Raw genomic sequence first — 17,984 nt, 5'->3', positions numbered from 1 at the left:
AAAAAGCGAAACATGAAGAACAAACTGATATATACGTGTTTACTGGCAGCCTCCCTGGGTATGAGCTCCTGCAACAAATGGCTGGAGCTGCGGCCGCAGGATGGCATCGTAAGGGAAGAATTCTGGAAAACCAAGGAGCAGGTAGACGCGGCCGTGACAGGCATTTACGCGTCCATGATGGGGAGCGGCACCAACAATCTTCCGCCCCTGCCCGAATATCTTTTCATCTGGGGAGAAGCCCGTACCGACATGGTGATCCCGGGATTCAGGGCCAGTGCAAGCGAGAACGATATCGTGAACTGGAACATTTTACCCACCAACACCTTTGCCAACTGGCGCCCGGTATACGAAACCATCAACTATTGCAATACCGTGATAGCACTGGCGCCCGGCGTCATGAAAAACGACAACACATTTACGCAGGACCACCTGAACCGTGCACTGGGCGAAGCCCACGCCATTAGAGCCCTGATGTACTTTTACCTGGTAAGGACTTTTAAAGAAGTGCCTTTAAAGCTCACCGCAACGATCAGCGACGAGGACGTGAAGCCCATGGCAAAAAGCGGTGCAGACAGCATCCTGAACCAGATAGAGCTGGACCTCAAGACCGCAGAGCCTATGGTGCCGACTACGTACAGCAACATCGACCGCGATAAAGGCCGCGTAACCCGTTACACGGTGAATACGATCCTGGCGGATGTGTACCTCTGGCGTGAAAAATATGCGGAATGTGCTACCGAGTGCAACAAAGTGATCAACTCCGGCAACTTCGGCCTGGTAGGTACCACCTCTTCCCTGTTCGACGCATTGTACTACCGGGGCAATTCCGCCGAAAGCATTTTTGAGCTGCAATTCGATGCACAGCGCCTCAACTCCTTCCACAGCATCTTCATCAGCACCACCCGCCGCTGGGGCGCCGCTGCTCACCTGATGGACGAAGTATTTGGCCAGGATGCGTTGAATAGTCCTCCTTTGGAAGATAAGCGCGGTAACGGCTGTTCACTGCGTTCCAACGATGGTACTATCTGGAAGTACGTTGGTGCGGACGATAACGGCACGAGCCTCCGCGCACCGGATCAATCGTTCGCTCACTGGATCTTTTACCGCTACGCAGATGTATTGCTGATGAAAGCAGAGGCCATCAACCAGCTCAACCAGCCGCTGGAGGCATCCCGCCTGGTGATGAACATCCGCCAGCGCGCACAGGCACTGGAAGTAGGCGTACCAATGGATTCCACCAGCAAAGAAAGCATGGAAGAATTTATCCTCGCAGAACGCCAGCGTGAATTTGCTTTCGAAGGCAAACGATACTACGACGTGCTGCGCAACGCCAAAAGAAATAAATTCCTCAACCTGCGCTACATGACGGACATGGTCGGTATCAGCATCCCGAAAGAACGGCAGCAGGTAGCTTTCAACAAACTGAAAGACGAAAACGCACTTTACTTCCCGATATACCTGTACGAGTTACAGTCAAACAAATTGCTGGAACAAAATCCTTTCTACAAATAAAATAATTCCCGGTTATGAAGAACAGATTTTCATACATCGTTACCTTAGGATTGGTCTCTTGCCTGCTGGCTGTACATTCCTGCCGGAAAATGGACATTAAAATGACCACTACGGGCGATGTGAACATCGTAGGATATCTCGAAAAATATCCCGACTCCTTTTCCTTATTTAAACAGATATTAGACCGTACCGAAACTTCGGCCTTCCTGAACGCGTATGGCGCCTATACTTGTTTCGCACCCACCAACAGCGGGGTGAAAGCCTGGTTATCCAAAGTAGGCGCGGCGAACGTAGACGCAGCCAACCTGGAAACCCTGAAAGACCCGGTGAAATTCCACCTGATCACAGATACGCTGACCACCTCCAACTTTAAGGATGGCAAACTGCCGATTCCCACCATGTTCGGACAATACCTGATTACCGGTGTAAGCAATAAAGAAAGCGTTTCCAGCTTTATCATCAACCGCCAGGCACTGGTGACCAAGTCCAACATCCGTGTGGGTAACGGTTTTATCCACCAGGTAGACCATGTACTGGAACCATCTACCGTATCCCTGGTAAAACAGCTGGAAGCGAAACCGGAGTACTCCATCTTTGTACAGGCGATTAAAGAAACAGGTTTTTACGACCGCCTGAACACGGTAGACCCGGACACTTCCAAACGCTGGCTTACCCTGCTGGCCGAAAGCAACCAGGCGCTGGCCGACAGCGGCATCACTTCCTACGCCGCCCTGAAAGCGAAATACTCTAAAACCGGTAATCCCGCCAACGCGAACGACAGCCTGCACATGTACGTGGCTTACCACATCCTGGACGGCGTAAAGTTCCTGGGTGATATCATCAGCGCTCCGGCTCACCAGACCTTGCAACCGCAGGAAGTAGTGACCACGCAGCTGCTGAACACCAACGTAGTGGTAAATGAGGATGAATTTAACGGCGTGCTTGAAAAAGGCGTAACGCTGATTCGTTCCACGAGCGACAACGCAGCTACCAACGGTGTGTGGCACGATGGTGCGCACTTTACCGTGAAGTACCGTGCCCCGACAGCAGTATACTGGGATGTGAGCACCTTTACAGAAATCATGAAGATGCCCGCCAACTATAAAAAGCCAGCATCACGATTACCCGTCAGAGTGAAGCAGATCAACCGTTCAAAGATGTGTATTGGGGTTGGGGATCACTGGCGAGCACGAACATCTTCACCTATAGCTACAGCACCAGCTCCAGTGTGAGCCGTTACGCCGTGAACAACGACGTAAACCAGCTGCCGCTCGGCTTGCCAAGCCGCCCGATATGGTGGGAAATGGTGACGCCGCCGATCGTAAAAGGCAAATACAAAATCTGGATGTGTTACTCCCGCAGCAAACAATCCAGCAGCTCTAACCAGCTTTGCCAGGTGAGCGTCAACGGCGAACTGATGCCGCGCACCTTCAACTTCACGGAGCTTCGTCCGAAAGGCAGCGATGCCGAACTGGAAGCTATCGGCTGGAAACAGTATACAGAAGCCCGTGCTTATAATACAGATTCCAACTACGCCGGTAAACTGGTCGGTACGTATGAGTTCAAAACCACACAGCGCCAGCAGATCCGCATTATCCCGATCAGCGGCACGCAGAACAACAACTACCTCGATATGATCCACATCATACCGATAGATGACAACCAGATCCTGCCCAGGTTCGCCACAGACGGAACGAAGAAGTATAATTAGTAAACACTGACTACATGCGCATCAACATTTATAAAATATTACTCGCGATAGCACTGGGCGCCACGGTGGCAACGGGCTGCGAAAAATGGGACGCTCATAACGCCCTGAACGACGCATCCCTTTCCAACACCCTGATGGACCAGATCAATGCCGATCCTTCACTGAGCAAGTTTGCTGAACTGCTGGTGAAATCCGGTTACGACAAAGTATTGTCCTCTTCCAAAACGTTTACGGTATTTGCCCCCAGCAACGACGCCCTTGCCACGCTGGATGCAGGTATTGTAAGCGATACGGCGAAACTCAATAAGTTCCTGGGCAACCACATTGCCCTGCAATCGACTTACGCTGGCAAAACCACTACGTTAACGCGCATTGCCCTGATGAACGGGAAGTATGCCAACCTGCTGAACAAAACTATCGAGAACGCAACGATTACTACGGCAGATAAACAAACAAAGAACGGCGTGTTGCAGGTAATCGACAAGTCGATGCCTGTACTGAACAACGCCTGGGAAACACTGGAAACGAACGCGAACATTCCGGCCAAACAAAAGGCATATATGCTGTCGCTGTTCCGTAACGTGTTTGACGCCACGAATGCCGTACAGACCGGGATCGATCCGAATACCGGCGTTCCAATTTACAAACCGGGCACGGATTCCATCCGCACCAACCTGTTCTGGAGAAATGTGTACGACCTGCGCGATGAAAGTAAAACTTACTCCATGTTCGTACTGGAAGACGCGGCGTGGGATGCAGAGATCGCGAAATTCAAGCCTTACTGCACAGGCCCTACAGAAGATACGACGCTGCTTTACACGCACTGGACGGTCGTAAAGATCTTGCCCGCGATACCCTGTACCGCGATGCAGACCTGCCCGACACGATCGTCTCTAAATTCAATGTAAAACTGCCGGTGGCGAAGCTCTCTATCAAACAAACAATTAAAACCAGCAATGGTAATATCTATGTAATGAGCGCTGCACCTGTAAAACCAGCAGAGAAGTTCAAACAGATTAAGATAGAATGCGAAAACTGGGTGGGCCTTACCGCCGAAAAACGCGGCAACATGTATATACGCGACCGCATCAACACACTGACAGGTTTGCCTTTCCGTGATGTGGTAGCCAACGGTCACGGTACCGCGCAGTTCAGTCTCTCCTACCTCGTACGGGAAATGCCCAGCACGAAGTTCAGGGCTTACTGGGTGGCAGTGAACGATAACATCATCACCGTAAACTATACCCAGAAAGTATCGATCGGTTTGCCCGCTACGATGCTGCTGCCTTACGTGACGGTAACACCCAACAACTATTCAGAAGTGTACCTGGGCGAGTTTACGATGGCGACTTACCAGCCCTCTATGCTCATTTATTTAACAGCTGCCAATTCCACTAGTGCCACGGCGAACCTGCTGGTGTGTGATTACATCAGGCTGGAACCCGTTTTTAAACTGATATCAATGATCTATACCAATAAAAAATTCCCGATGAAAACGATGATAGCGGTAGCGCTCGTACTGGCTGCGGGATCTGCTGTAGCGCAAAACCCCGCGCAACCGGCCAAGGCGCCGGCAGCGCAGGAGCGCGATGCGATCCGGTTGCTGAACGGCGTGATCAAAGACGCGGCTACCGGCAAACCGGCGGCGGGCATCCGTGTGGAAGTGGAAAAGTTCTCCGCCGCCATCACCGATACCGATGGTAAATTCAACCTGAAAGTACCGTCCTGGAACAGCACCGTGATCATCAGCGGTGAAGGCTACGACAAAAGGCAGGTGCCGCTGAAAGGCCGTAAAAGCCTGAATGTAAGTCTGCAGGATGTTACGCACCAGTCATTCAACGAAACCGTTACCCTGCCTATGGGCGAACGTTCCAAACTGACTACCACGGCATCTGTAACACAGTACAACGTGGATCCCTGGGTGCACAACTCTGAAACACCAGATGCGTTGCTACAGGGCCGTATCAGCGGTCTGAATGCCATTCGCCGCTCCGGCACGCAGGGCGCGGGCGCCAACCTGTTCCTCCGCGGTTATACTTCGCTGTATGGCACCAACAAGCCTTTGATCGTGATCGATAACATGCTGTACGACAACAACGATTACGGCCAGAGCATCATCGCGAACAACTACACCAATCCCCTCGCGCTCATCGATCCGAAGGATATCGATAACATCACGGTTTTGCGCGATGCCTCGTCCATCTACGGCACCAAGGGCGCCAACGGGGCAATTATCATTACTACTGCGCGCGCCAGCGAACAGGCTACCCGCATCAGCTTTGGCGCATTCGCCGGTTTTAACAGCGCGCCGAAACAGTTGCCTGTCATGAATGCCGCCGACTACCGCGTGTACCTCAGCGACATCCTGCAGAGCAAAGGCCTGACCAGCGGCCAGGTGGCCGCATTGCCGTATATGAACGATGATCCCAACAACCCTGACTACAGCAGCTATCATTTTAACACCAACTGGCAGGACCAGGTGTTTAAAAATAGCATGAGCAATAACTACTACCTGAAAGTAACCGGCGGCGATAACATCGCCACGTACGGTCTCAGTGTAGGCGCCACCAGCAACCAGGGCACCGTGCGAAACACGGACCTGTCGCGCTACAACACCCGCTTTAACGCGGAGTTCAACTTTACCCGTAAGTTTACCGGTTACGCAAATCTCGCGTTTACCTATAATGAACAGCAGCTGAAAGATCAGGGCATCGCCGACCAAACCGCGCCTATCTTCCTCTCGCTGATCAAATCTCCCTTCCTGAATACGCATGTGGTGAACGAAGAAGGCGTACAAAGCCCGAACCTCGCAGACCGCGATACCACGGGCATCAGTAACCCGACTGCCGTGATCAACAACATGCAGGCGTACAACAGGTACTACCGCTTCCTGGGTTCCTTTGGTTTCAAATATGACTTCAACGATAACTGGAGCGCCAACACATTGTTCAGCGTGATGTACGACAAAGTGCGGGAAAACATTTTCGTACCCAGCGCGGGCGTGGCAAAAGACACGCTGGATAATGCCATTGCGAAAAACCGTTTAGGCACACAGGTTAAACGCATCTACTCGCTGTACAGCGACAGCCGTATCAGCTACCGTAAAAACATCAATAATATCCATAACATCAGCGCCAACGTTGGCCTGCGTTACCAGAAAAACAGCTCGGAGCAGGATTATGCGCTGGGTTACAACTCCGCTACCGATGAGCTCGTGAGTGTGCAAAACGGTGTGGCGGCGCTGCGCCAGGTAGGCGGCGGTATCGGTGAATGGAACTGGATGAGCATTTACCTGAATGCAGATTATGGATTCCGCAATAAATACTTCCTCTCCTTTAACGTGGCTGCCGATGGATCTTCCCGTTTTGGTAAAGAAGCGAAAAATGGCATCAGCATGAGCGGCACGCATTGGCCGGTAATGCCTTCGATTGGTGCGGCCTGGTTAATTTCTTCGGAAGATTTCATGCAGACTTCTTTTGTGGATGTACTGAAACTGCGCGCTACTTACAGCCTTACCGGCAACGACGATATCGGTAACTACACCGCCCGCCAGACTTACGGTTCACAGAACCTGCTGGGTATGCAGGGTTTGGTACGTAACGGTATTGCCAATCCAGCTTTACAATGGGAAACCGTGAAAAAACTGAATGGCGGCCTGGACGTGGCGCTGTTCAACGAACGTGTGAGCCTGAGCCTGACGTGTTCCGGAACAATACCAGCAATATGCTCGTATACGAACAGATCGCATCGCCTACCGGCTTCAACACCATCCTGACCAACAGCGGCAGCATGAAAACGACTGGTTACGAAGCAGCGCTGAATGCCCGTGTATTAAATCAACCTAACCTGAAATGGGATATCGGTGTGAACATGAGCACGTACAAAAACACAATAGGATCTGTTCCCGGCGGCCGTATCGAAACAGACTATGCGGGTGCTACCCTGCTCACCGTGAATGGCTTTCCTGCTTCGCAGTTCTATGGTTACAAAACAGCCGGTGTGTTCTCCACCCAGGCAGAAGCCACGCAGGCGAATCTCCGAAAACGCAACTACGATGGCTCTTTCACCAACTATGCCGCCGGTGATGTACACTTCGTGGATGTAAACGGCGATGGTGTGATCGATGCAGCGGACCGTGTAAACATTGGCAACCCTACACCGGATTACACCGGCGGTATCAGCACCCGACTGATTTACAAAAGATTTGAACTGAATGGCCTGTTTACTTTCAGCAAAGGCAACAAAGTTTACAACTATACCCGCTACCGCCTGGAAGCCGCTTCCGGCGTAGAAAACCAGTTGATCAGCGTAAATAACCGCTGGCGGTACGACGGCCAGGTGGGCGCTTCTCCGAAAGCTACCTGGGGCGATCCGATGGGGAACAGCCGTTTCTCCGATCGCTGGATCGAAGACGGATCTTACTTCCGCCTGCGCAGCCTGTCGCTGCAGTACTACATCCCGATCAGGAACGCCATCCTGAAAAGCGCTTCCGTGTATGCAACCGGCAACAACCTGTTCACACTTTCGAACTACAAAGGATTTGATCCCGAGTTCAGCGCCAACCCAAGCGTTTTTGCGCAGGGTACAGACATGGGCCTGGACCCGTTGTTCCGCAATGTGACACTGGGTATCCGGATCGGGCTGTAACATTATCTATCTAAAAAGAACAATTGCTACGTTTATGAAGCAACTTAAAATAACAGCGGTTTTACTGGCAGCGGCCTTATCCATAGGTTCCGTATCGTGCAAAAAGATATTCGACGTAAAACCGAAAGATGAACTCGACATCAGCCAGATGTACCGCGACGTGTACGACGCAGACGCTGCGATCATCGGCCTCTATGGTAAGTTCCGTGCGCTTGCGGAACAATACATCGTATTGAACGAACTACGGGCAGACATGATGGAATACACCATGAACGCCAACGAAAACCTGCGCCAGATCAGCACCCATAGCGTAGCCGCAGGTAATCCGTATGCCAGCCCGCGCCCATTCTATGAGCTCATTATCAACTGTAATGATGTACTGAAGAACTTCAACATCATGCGGAAAGACAATAAACTGGACGAAACCGATTATAACCAGCGTTACTCCGACGTGGCCTGTCTGCGTTCGTTCCTGTACCTGCAACTCGGCATCCACTTCGGGGAAGTGCCGTATGTGACCAGTGCGCTGGAAAACGTAGACGCGATCAAAAACGCCAGCAACTTCCCGAGACTGAAGTTCGATGTGCTGCTGGATTCCCTGATCAACTTTACAGAAGCATTGCCGTTCAAAGCAGAATACCCGGCCGGCACCACGCTGAACATTACGGTAGATGGTTATCCGACGGCTAAATGGTTCGTTAATAAAAGAGTGCTGCTGGGCGACCTGCACCTCTGGAAAGGCAACTATACCCGCGCCGCCGCCTGGTACCGCGAAGTGATGGAAACCGGCACCGTAGGTACGGTGAATGGTTCTTACTACATGATGTATAAAGTGGGCTGGGACAGCAACGGCGATCTTGACCACTATATTTCCTACAGCCGTGGCGGCGATGCCTCCACCCTGGTATGGAATAGCCAGTGGCGCATTATGTTCGAGCAGGCCATGAATACCGAAGGTTTCCGCAGGGAATGGGTATGGGCAATTCCGTTCGACAATAAATTCAAACCCGGCAATCCTTTCGTTAAACTGTTTTCACCGATTGGCGGCGAATACCTGATCAAACCTTCGCAGCAGGCGGTGGATATGTGGAACAGCGAGACCCAGCGTCCGGTAACCGCTACGGGCGCAGCCGGCCTGCCCTACGATGCCCGCGGACAACTTAGCTGGATGGACATTGGCGGTCAGCGCGTGATCATGAAATACCTGTACAACTATATCAACTGGAGCACCAGGCAGCCTACCAACCTGTTACAGCGCGATGGTAAATGGTTCCTGTTCCGCCAGACACATTTGCATATGCGCTTTTCTGAAGCGGCTAACCGTGCGGGCAAATACAGGCTGGCATGGGGTTTCCTGAACAGCGGTCTGGCCGGTGCATTTCCCGCACCTACCTCCGATGTAACCAATTATCACGGCAGCTTAAACGAGCCTTATCCATTTAATTTTGATGGAAGAAACAGCGGTAGCTCCGGTGTACCTTACTATCGCGGCGACTGGTACCGCAACATCGGTATCCGTGCCAGGGCGAATCTCGTGAGCACGGTAGTACCTGCGGCAGACAGCCTGTTATCTATTGAAAACAGTCTCATTAAAGAAACCGGCCTGGAAAACGGCTTTGAGGGCACCCGTTGGCCCGACCTGCTGCGTATAGCGTTACGTCGCAACGATCCCGCATTCCTCGCTGATAAAATTTACGCGAAGCTGCAAAAAGACGGAATCCCGGAAGCGGCGGCCGTTAGAGCGAAACTGATGAACAAGGCAAACTGGTACCTGCCTTTTGAATTTTAGATGAATTAAACTGTATCTTATCGACATGCTGAAATGGAACCATCTGTGCATATGCGCCCTGCTGGCCGCTAACACCGCCTCCGCCCAGGTAAAATGGCCTGCGGTAACACAAAACGCCAAACCCTGGACCCGCTGGTGGTGGGAAGGCAGTGCGGTAACAACAGGCGGACTGACCGCCGCCATGGAAAAATACAAAGCGGCCGGTCTCGGAGGATTGGAGATAACGCCCATCTACGGCGTAAAGGGACACGAAAGTGAATTCATTCCGTTCCTTTCTCCGAAGTGGATGCAGATGCTGAACTTCACTTTAAAAGAAGGAAAGCGGCTGGGGCTGGGGATAGATATGGCCACCGGAACGGGGTGGCCTTTCGGCGGGCCCTGGGTCACGGATGCAGATGCCAGCAAGTACATCACACATAAGACTTATCAACTTAAAACCGGCGCGCTGCTCAGCGAGCCGGTTACATTTATACAGGAACCCATTTTTCGCAGTGCTAACAGTACACCATTCGCGCAAAAGCCGGAAGTACTGCAACCCGTATCTGCGAATAAAAACCTGCAGCAACTCGCGATAGACCAGGTGCGTTTCGAAAGACCGCTGCCGCTCGTGGCCCTGCTGGCTTATGATGCAGCCGGTAATATGACCGATGTAACCGGCAAGGTAGATGCACAGGGCCGCCTGAACTGGAAACCGACTACAGATGTGACACTTTATGCCCTGTTCCAGGGCTGGCATGGTAAAATGGTAGAGCGTGCAGCCCCCGGTGGCGAAGGCATGGCGATCGATCACTTCTCTCCCACCGCTATCGATCATTACCTCGGCCATTTTGATACCGCTTTCGCTGGCCATACGCTCGCGGGTTTACGCAGTTTCTTCAATGATTCTTATGAAGTAGATGATGCACGTGGACAGTCGAACTGGACGCCGGAATTCTTTGCCGAGTTTAAGAAGCGCCGTGGATACGATCTGAAAAACGTGTTGCCGTCGCTGTTAGCAAAAGACACCACGCAGCTGCACACCCGGGTACTGTACGATTACCGCCTGACGATTTCCGACTTGTTACTGGAGAAATTTACGCAGCCCTGGCACAGCTGGGCAAAGGGCAAACAAAAGCTGATCCGCAACCAGAGCCATGGCTCACCATCGAACATCCTGGATTTGTATGAGGCGATCGATATCCCTGAAACAGAGGGCACTGATATTCTGCGATTTAAATTTGCCACATCGGCGGCAAGTTTTGCGGGTAAACCGCTGGCTTCCGCGGAGGCAGCCACGTGGCTGGACGAGCATTTTAAATCTACTTTGGGAGATGTAAAACAATCGATCGATAAATATTTTATCGGCGGTGTGAATCATATTTTTTACCATGGTACGAACTACTCACCCGAAGGCGCCGCCTGGCCCGGATGGCTGTTTTACGCCGCAGTGCACTTTACGCCGGCCAACCCTTTCTGGCGCGACTTCGACGCGTTAAACGCCTACGTAGCCCGCTGCCAGAGTTTTTTACAGCAAGGCAGGGCCGACAACGACGTGCTCCTCTACTTCCCTTTCCACGACCGTAACTGCCAGCCCGGCCGCGACATGCTGCACCATTTCGATGGCATGGAGGGCTTTGATAAAACAGCGTTTAAATATGCTGGCGAGGACTTGCTGGCACATGGCTATACATTTGACCTGGTGTCGGACAAACAACTCTTATCGCTTAAAAACAGCCTGCAATCGGCTGGTGGAAAATACCAGGCCATATTACTGGCAGATGTGCATTACATCCCCCTGAAAACATTTACCAAGCTGATGGAGCAGGTTAACAACGGTGCTACCCTGCTTTGTTACAAAAATCTGCCCCGGGATATTCCCGGGTTACATCAATATAAAGAAGAAAAAGTCCAGCTTGAGAAGTTAAAACAAACAATTCGCTTCGATGCCAACGGCGTGGCGAAATATGGTAAAGGAAAAATCATTATAGGGAATGATATCGCCGCGCTGCTGTCGACAGGCAACATACGAAAAGAAAACCTCGAAGGACTGCAATTCGTACGCCGCGCCACGGCCGACGGCCATACGTACTTCCTCACCAATACCGGCAACAGCCGCTTTAATGGCTACATCACACCCGCGGCTGCCGGTAAATACAATATGTTGTATGATCCCATGCAGCAGCGCGCAGGTTTGGCGGGCACCCGGACGGGGCAGGACGGGAAAATCCAAATAATGCTGCAACTTGAGGTGGGAGAAAGCTGCATCCTGAACACAGGTAATGCGCCGGTAACCGCCACGTTATTTCCGTACATCCAAACCGCCGGACAAACGCAAACGATCGCCGGCAGCTGGAAACTGCAGTTCCTCGAAGGCGGCCCATCGCTGCCGGAAGCCGTTACACTAGAATCGGCCAAACCCTGGACCGCATTGCAACAATCGGGGGTACAGGAATTTTCGGGTACAGCGAAATACAGCATCAACCTGAAAAAACCGATTTCGATTGGTAACACCGGTGCCTGGAAACTTGATCTGGGCAAGGTTTCACAAAGCGCTGAAGTGATATTGAACGGCAAAAGCCTGGGTAAGTTAATTGGTCCGGTTTACACCATTACCATTCCGGCGAGCGCATTTAAAGCAGACAACCAGCTGGAGATCGTAGTAACAAATGGCATGAGCAACCGCATTATTGACATGGAAAAGAAAGGCGTTAACTATAAAAAGTTTTATAACATCAACTTCCCTGCACGCAAGGCGGAGAACCGCGGCGCGGACGGATTGTTTACTTCGGCCGGCTGGCAACCGGAGCCTTCGGGCCTGCTGAGCGATGTAACACTAACGCCGGTGAATATATTAAAACAAGTACCAGCAGGTAAAGACGGGCTGAAACCTGTGCCTTAAAACGCCGCCTGATAAGCAACGTACACGTATGAGATTCGCATTACTGATACTTTCCACCTGCAGCTGCCTGGTAGCCAGCGCGCAACGCATTAACCGCGAAGCGCTCGTGCGCCGGCATACGGTAAAATTAACTACTCCAGACACCCTGGGTGCTTTGTCTGTCGGCAATGGCAACTTCGCCTTTACCGCCGACATTACCGGCTTCCAGAGCTTCCCCGATCAATATGCGAACGGCGTGCCCCTGGGTACGCAGTCGGTTTGGGGCTGGCACAGTTACCCGAATACAGAGCAGTTCCGTTTCGAAGAAACCCTGCGCGAATACAAACTGGACGGCAGAACGATTCCCTACCCGGTACAGATCAAGGAACCCGAGCGCAATAAAAGAGCCGTGGATTATTTCCGCGTGAACCCGCATCGTTTACAGTTGGGTAATGTTGCCCTGGTTATATTGAAGGAAGATGGTTCCCGCGCCACCCTGGCCGACATACAACACATCAACCAGCAACTGGACATGTGGACCGGCGAATTGCGCAGTGCATTCACCGTACAGGGCCAACGCGTGCAGGTAAGCACTTACTGCCACCAGCAATGTGATGCCGTTTCATTTAAAATCACTTCTCCGCTGTTGAAAACACAGCGCTTAAAAATACAGGTGCAGGTACCTGCCCCGAACGGGCAGTTCAAAGATGTGGGCAACAATTTTGCGCGACACCAGCACCAGCTGGAACTGAGTACACAGTCTGCCAGCGCGGTATTAAAGGTAACGCAGGATACCAGCCGTTATTACATTTCGCTGGGATGGCAACAGGACGCGGCTTTAAACATGGAGCACAACAAACTGTTTATTAGTCCCGCTGCGGGCGATGTGTTTGAATGTACGGCCGCTTTTACACCACAGCCTACGGATGTAGTGCCCGCATTCGCGAAAAGTGAGAACAGCAGCCGCCTGGGCTGGAAGTCGTTCTGGTCATCCGGCGGAGCCGTGGATTTTAGCGGCAGTAAGGACAAACGCGCTGTTGAATTAGAACGAAGAATTATCCTATCGCAATACCTGACTAAACTGCAATGTTCGGGGCCCTACCCGCCACAGGAAACAGGCCTGACCTACAACAGCTGGTATGGCAAACCGCACCTGGAAATGCACTGGTGGCATGCCGTGCACTTTGCGTTGTGGGGCCGACCGGAATTAATGGAACGTAGTCTTGAATGGTACTTCAGCGCGGCGCCCCTGGCGAAAGCAATAGCCCAACGCCAGCACTTCGAAGGCTTGCGCTGGCAGAAAATGGTGGACCATGCGGGGAATGAATCACCCTCTTCGGTGGGTTCCTTCCTGATTTGGCAGCAGCCGCATTTTATTTACATGGCGGAACTGTTATATCGTCATAAACCCGGCAAAGCGGTGCTGGACAAGTACAGTGAGTTACTGTTCGCCACGGCGGACTTCATGGCCTCCTACCCCGTTTACGATTCTGCGAAGAAGCATTACAACCTGGGGCGTGGTCTTATTCCCGCGCAGGAATGCTTTGACGCCGTAACGACTTACAATCCCACTTACGAACTCTCCTATTGGCACTGGGCGCTGAATGTAGCGCAGCAGTGGCGCGTACGACAGGGACTGCCACGGCATCCGAAATGGGATGAGGTCATAAAAACCTGGCGCCTTTGCCACAACAGAACAACGTGTATCTGGCTACGGAATCAACCCCGATTGCTACACCAACGAACGTTACCTCGCCGATCACCCGGCGGTGCTGGGCGCGTACAGCACGATCCCGGCCGCGAACGGACTGGATACAACCGTGATGCGCAACACCTTACACCTCGTTTGGAAAATCTGGAAGTGGAACGATACCTGGGCTGGGATTTCCCGCTCACAGCGATGACCGCGGCAAGATTGCACGAACCGGCGAAGGCCGTAGACGCGCTGTTGATGCCCATCCGCACCAATACCTATTTAAAAACGGCCACAATTACCAGGATGGCCGGCTCACGATTTACCTGCCCGGCAACGGCGGACTGCTAAGCGCCATCGCGATGATGTGTGCTGGGGTGGATGGCGACAAGGGTGTAAATATCGGCTTTCCGAAAGACGGGAACTGGAAAATAAAGTGGGAAGGATTACAAAAGATGTTTTAGATGCGCAGGAGCAAACGATATATTATCACGTTACTGTTTACCTGTGCCAGCGGATTATCGCAGGCGCAAAACACGCCGCTGTGGCATAATAAGCCACGCAGCGTGCATTACCTGCCGGAAGGCGGTGATTTCGTGTGTACGAATGGAAAACTGCGTTTTAACAGGGCATTGTACGGTACCAACACCGGCTTCAGGGTCGAGGCAGGCGACTTGCCGGAGTTTGCCTTATACCTGCCTGGTATGGGCGGTAACCTAAAACTAGGGGTGATGGGAAATACCGGTGTGAAGTGGCTTACCGAAGCGCAACACATCAAAGCGACCTACCGGCCCGGCTCTATGCTATATGATATTGCCGATCCCGCATTGGGTGGCAAAACTATACAATTGAAAGTACTCGCCCTGGCAGATAGCGAAGGACTGGTCATCAGCGTTAATTCACCCGTAGACCTGGTTTGGGTCTATGGTGGCGCTACCGGTAAGAAATTCAGTCGTGATGGTGATATTGGCGCAGACCCGGAATCGGTATTTTACCTGCATGCCGCGAATTGCAAAGACAACAAGTATACCTTAAACGGCAATCGCTTTACACTGGCGATCCCGAATGGTAAGCAAATTTTCGGGCAGATGCCTGCTGCCGTGAAAACATCGGATGCAGGCTTTACCACGCCCGATGCTGTTTACAATGGCATTGCAAAGGATGCGCCGATCGTTACGGGAAAAGTACCTGCGGGGAATCAATACTTATTACTATCTGCCAGCGAACTTAACACGCCACCCAGCATACTGTTCCAGCAAGCCGAAAAAGCACGGCAAACACTGACGGCAAGGGTTAAACTATCTACTCCCGATAAATATTTAAACACCCTTGGCGGCGCGTTGGCAGTGGCAGCCGATGGTATCTGGGAAGCGCCGACCTACCTGCATGGTGCGGTAGCCTGGCGGATGCGCCTTAATGCATGGCGCGGCGCATATGTCGCCGATCCGCTCGGCTGGCACGATCGTGCGAGACAACACTTTTCCAGTTATGCGAAGTCGCAGATTACAACGCCGCCTGTGACGGGCGTAGTGGCCGATACCGCCCTGAACCTGGCCCGCCAGCAGGAGAAAGTAGGTAACGCCTTATTCAGTGAGGGGTATATTTGTCGCAATCCGAATGGTGACATCCGTGCGCATCACTATGATATGAACCTCGTGTTCGTTGACCAGTTACTCAATCACTTCGCCTGGACCGGAGATACCGCCTACGTTCGCGAACAATGGCCGCTGATCAAACGTCACCTAGCGTGGGAAAAACGCAACTTCGACGCGGACGGCGACGGCCTGTATGACGCTTACGCGGCCATATGGGCCAGCGATGCCCTGCAGTACAGTGGTGGCGGCGTTACGCATTCATCTGCTTATAATTATCGTGCTAATAACGTTGCAGCGCAATTAGCCAAAATTGTTGGGGAAGATGCAACGCCCTATGAAAAAGAAGCCGCACACATCGCCGCGGCCGTGCAAACGCACCTCTGGCTTAAGAACCAGGGCTGGTATGCGGAATACAAAGACCTGCTGGGCCACCAGCTGGTACACACTTCCCCGGCCTCTGGACCATCTATCACGCGATTGATGCAAAGCTGCCGGATGCTTTCCAGTCATGGCAAAGCTTGCAGTACGTGCAGACAGCGCTGCCGCATATTCCCGTGCAGGCAAACGGCTGGCAGGAAAACAACCTGCAACTTGTAGCCACCACCAACTGGCAACCGTATACCTGGTCGATCAACAATGTGGCGCTGGCGGAAAACCTGCATACCGCGTTAGCTTACTGGCAGGGCAACCGCGCCGAAGAGGGATTTGGATTGTTCCGCAGCAGCCTGCTCGAAAGCATGTACCTCGGCGCGTCGCCGGGCAACTTCCAGCAGCTGTCGTTTTACGATGCGGTGCGCGGTGAGTTGTACCGCGACTTTGCAGATCCTATCGGCATGGCCGCTCGTGCGTTGGTAGAAGGATTGTTTGGTGTACAACCGGATGCCCTCAATGGCAAACTCCGCATCCAGCCGGGTTTACCATCAGCGTGGAACCACGCCTCCCTGGAAGTGCCGGATGTAAAATTCCAATTTAGGCGGCAAGGGAATGTGGAAACCTACTCGATTCAACCTTCGTTTGCGGCGGCTTTGCAATTAGAGCTGACTATACCAGCGCTAAAAGATGATTGGGAATCTATCCTCTTAAATGGAAAAACAATAACCGCGAAAAGTAATACTGATGCGGTGGGCAGGCCGCAACTGGTGATTACCGCACCGGTGGCAAAATCCTGGAACATCGTGATCCGCTGGAAAGGGCGCAACATCGAATCGCCGACATGGGGCCGGGGTGGCGTGACCACGGTAAATGCAGACATCTTAAAAAGTTACGATCCGCAACAGGTCATCGTTTCACAAAAGCAAACCAAACGGTCTTTTACGGGGGATAAAATAAGTGTTGCCGGACAATACACCTTCTTCCTGCAAATGCAGCAAGGGCGCTTCTCCTGGTGGCAACCCATCAACTTTGAAAATAAACGTATTGCCATCGCAGTGAGTAAACCAAATATTTCCGACCGTTCGGTTTTTGAGCAGGTGGAAGTACCGTTTAATGATAAAGTGACGCAGATATTCAGTCAACGTTATTTAGCACCACGCCCGGCAGTACCAACGTTGCAATTGCCCACGCAGGGTATCGGCAACTGGTGTTACCCGAATGCGACCGCGAACATCGATGACAGCGGACTAAGGCAATCGGCCGGCGCCCGCAATGAAGTCAAATCCTCACTGGGCATACCTTTCCGCACACCGGCGGATACGCTCCGTAATAATATATTGTTCACTTCCATGTGGGAAAATTATCCGTCTCAGGCCAGTATTGCGTTGAAGGGCAAAGCGTCGCATATCTGGTTCCTGATGGCGGGTTCTACGAATGCGATGCAGAGCAGGCTCACCAACGGACAAGTCACCGTGGAATATGCCGATGGCAGCAAAGACACACTGGCATTGAAGAACCCGGAAAACTGGTGGCCGATAGAGCAGGACTACATGAACGACGATTATGCGTTCACCACCGGCGCACCACTGCCGGAAAGATTGCACCTGAAAACCGGGGAATTCACGACCAGCAAAACGAAATATGATACGATAAAAGGCTTCTCCAACCGCAGTATCGACGGCGGAGCAGCCACCGTACTGGACATGCCCCTGCAGTCCGGCAAAGAGCTGCACAGCATTACTTTACACACGCTGGCCAACGACGTAGTAATCGGGCTGATGGCGGCCACGTTATTAAGAAACTGAAAC

At 52.3% G+C, this 17,984-nt stretch carries 11 protein-coding genes; all 11 read left to right on the top strand.

The window, feature by feature from the left end; all coding sequences use genetic code 11:
- Positions 1–12 precede the first annotated feature (12 nt).
- The 11 genes from MKQ70_RS00675 (at position 13) to MKQ70_RS00625 (ending at position 17,981) form a co-directional block, all read left to right on the top strand.
- Complete coding sequence (locus MKQ70_RS00675) at positions 13–1,512, top strand: RagB/SusD family nutrient uptake outer membrane protein (protein ID WP_248066225.1); 1,500 nt, start codon at positions 13–15, stop codon at positions 1,510–1,512.
- 14 nt (positions 1,513–1,526) lie between these two features.
- Positions 1,527–2,744, top strand: coding sequence for a fasciclin domain-containing protein (locus tag MKQ70_RS00670; protein ID WP_248066222.1), 1,218 nt, complete (start codon positions 1,527–1,529; stop codon positions 2,742–2,744).
- Positions 2,672–3,223, top strand: coding sequence for a hypothetical protein (locus MKQ70_RS00665; protein ID WP_248066219.1), 552 nt, complete (start codon positions 2,672–2,674; stop codon positions 3,221–3,223). The genes MKQ70_RS00670 and MKQ70_RS00665 overlap by 73 nt, the downstream gene beginning before the upstream one ends.
- Positions 3,224–3,237: 14 nt before the next feature.
- Positions 3,238–4,131, top strand: coding sequence for a fasciclin domain-containing protein (locus MKQ70_RS00660; protein ID WP_248066217.1), 894 nt, complete (start codon positions 3,238–3,240; stop codon positions 4,129–4,131).
- A 65-nt stretch (positions 4,132–4,196) separates the two neighbouring features.
- Entirely contained in the window at positions 4,197–6,998 is a 2,802-nt protein-coding gene (locus MKQ70_RS00655; RefSeq protein WP_308199390.1) for a SusC/RagA family TonB-linked outer membrane protein, read from the top strand.
- Entirely contained in the window at positions 6,947–7,870 is a 924-nt protein-coding gene (locus MKQ70_RS00650) for a SusC/RagA family TonB-linked outer membrane protein (RefSeq protein WP_248066208.1), read from the top strand. The genes MKQ70_RS00655 and MKQ70_RS00650 overlap by 52 nt, the downstream gene beginning before the upstream one ends.
- Before the next feature lie 34 nt (positions 7,871–7,904).
- Positions 7,905–9,659 carry a RagB/SusD family protein gene (locus MKQ70_RS00645; protein WP_248066205.1) on the top strand — a complete coding sequence of 585 codons (1,755 nt, stop codon included), beginning with the start codon at positions 7,905–7,907 and terminating at the stop codon, positions 9,657–9,659.
- Between the two features lie 25 nt (positions 9,660–9,684).
- Positions 9,685–12,537 carry a glycosyl hydrolase gene (locus MKQ70_RS00640; protein ID WP_248066202.1) on the top strand — a complete coding sequence of 951 codons (2,853 nt, stop codon included), beginning with the start codon at positions 9,685–9,687 and terminating at the stop codon, positions 12,535–12,537.
- 28 nt (positions 12,538–12,565) lie between these two features.
- Positions 12,566–14,560 (top strand): hypothetical protein, encoded by a 1,995-nt coding sequence (locus MKQ70_RS00635; RefSeq protein WP_248066199.1) that lies wholly within the window; start codon positions 12,566–12,568, stop codon positions 14,558–14,560.
- Positions 14,561–14,673: 113 nt separating this feature from the next.
- The gene (locus tag MKQ70_RS00630; RefSeq protein ID WP_248066196.1) at positions 14,674–16,401 is read left to right on the top strand and encodes a DUF4450 domain-containing protein; all 1,728 of its coding nucleotides are present in this window, start codon (positions 14,674–14,676) and stop codon (positions 16,399–16,401) included.
- The gene (locus tag MKQ70_RS00625) at positions 16,332–17,981 is read left to right on the top strand and encodes a hypothetical protein (RefSeq protein WP_248066193.1); all 1,650 of its coding nucleotides are present in this window, start codon (positions 16,332–16,334) and stop codon (positions 17,979–17,981) included. Before MKQ70_RS00630 ends, MKQ70_RS00625 begins: the two co-directional genes overlap by 70 nt.
- Positions 17,982–17,984: the final 3 nt, after the last annotated feature.

The sequence above is a fragment of the Chitinophaga sedimenti genome (assembly GCF_023156195.1).
In the GTDB taxonomy this organism is placed as follows: Bacteria; Bacteroidota; Bacteroidia; order Chitinophagales; family Chitinophagaceae; genus Chitinophaga; species Chitinophaga sedimenti.
Note: the sequence above shows the minus strand (reverse complement) of the source record. Positions and strands in the feature narration are given on the sequence as shown.

What these genes read in the sequence shown, in the direction of transcription:
- MKQ70_RS00670 (WP_248066222.1), top strand. Translation starts at nt 1,527, where the DNA reads ATGAAGAACAGATTTTCATACATCGTTACCTTAGGATTGGTCTCTTGC.
- MKQ70_RS00640 (WP_248066202.1), top strand. Translation starts at nt 9,685, where the DNA reads ATGCTGAAATGGAACCATCTGTGCATATGCGCCCTGCTGGCCGCTAAC.
- MKQ70_RS00675 (WP_248066225.1), top strand. Translation starts at nt 13, where the DNA reads ATGAAGAACAAACTGATATATACGTGTTTACTGGCAGCCTCCCTGGGT.
- MKQ70_RS00635 (WP_248066199.1), top strand. Translation starts at nt 12,566, where the DNA reads ATGAGATTCGCATTACTGATACTTTCCACCTGCAGCTGCCTGGTAGCC.
- MKQ70_RS00630 (WP_248066196.1), top strand. Translation starts at nt 14,674, where the DNA reads ATGCGCAGGAGCAAACGATATATTATCACGTTACTGTTTACCTGTGCC.
- MKQ70_RS00645 (WP_248066205.1), top strand. Translation starts at nt 7,905, where the DNA reads ATGAAGCAACTTAAAATAACAGCGGTTTTACTGGCAGCGGCCTTATCC.
- MKQ70_RS00650 (WP_248066208.1), top strand. Translation starts at nt 6,947, where the DNA reads ATGCTCGTATACGAACAGATCGCATCGCCTACCGGCTTCAACACCATC.
- MKQ70_RS00655 (WP_308199390.1), top strand. Translation starts at nt 4,197, where the DNA reads ATGAGCGCTGCACCTGTAAAACCAGCAGAGAAGTTCAAACAGATTAAG.
- MKQ70_RS00660 (WP_248066217.1), top strand. Translation starts at nt 3,238, where the DNA reads ATGCGCATCAACATTTATAAAATATTACTCGCGATAGCACTGGGCGCC.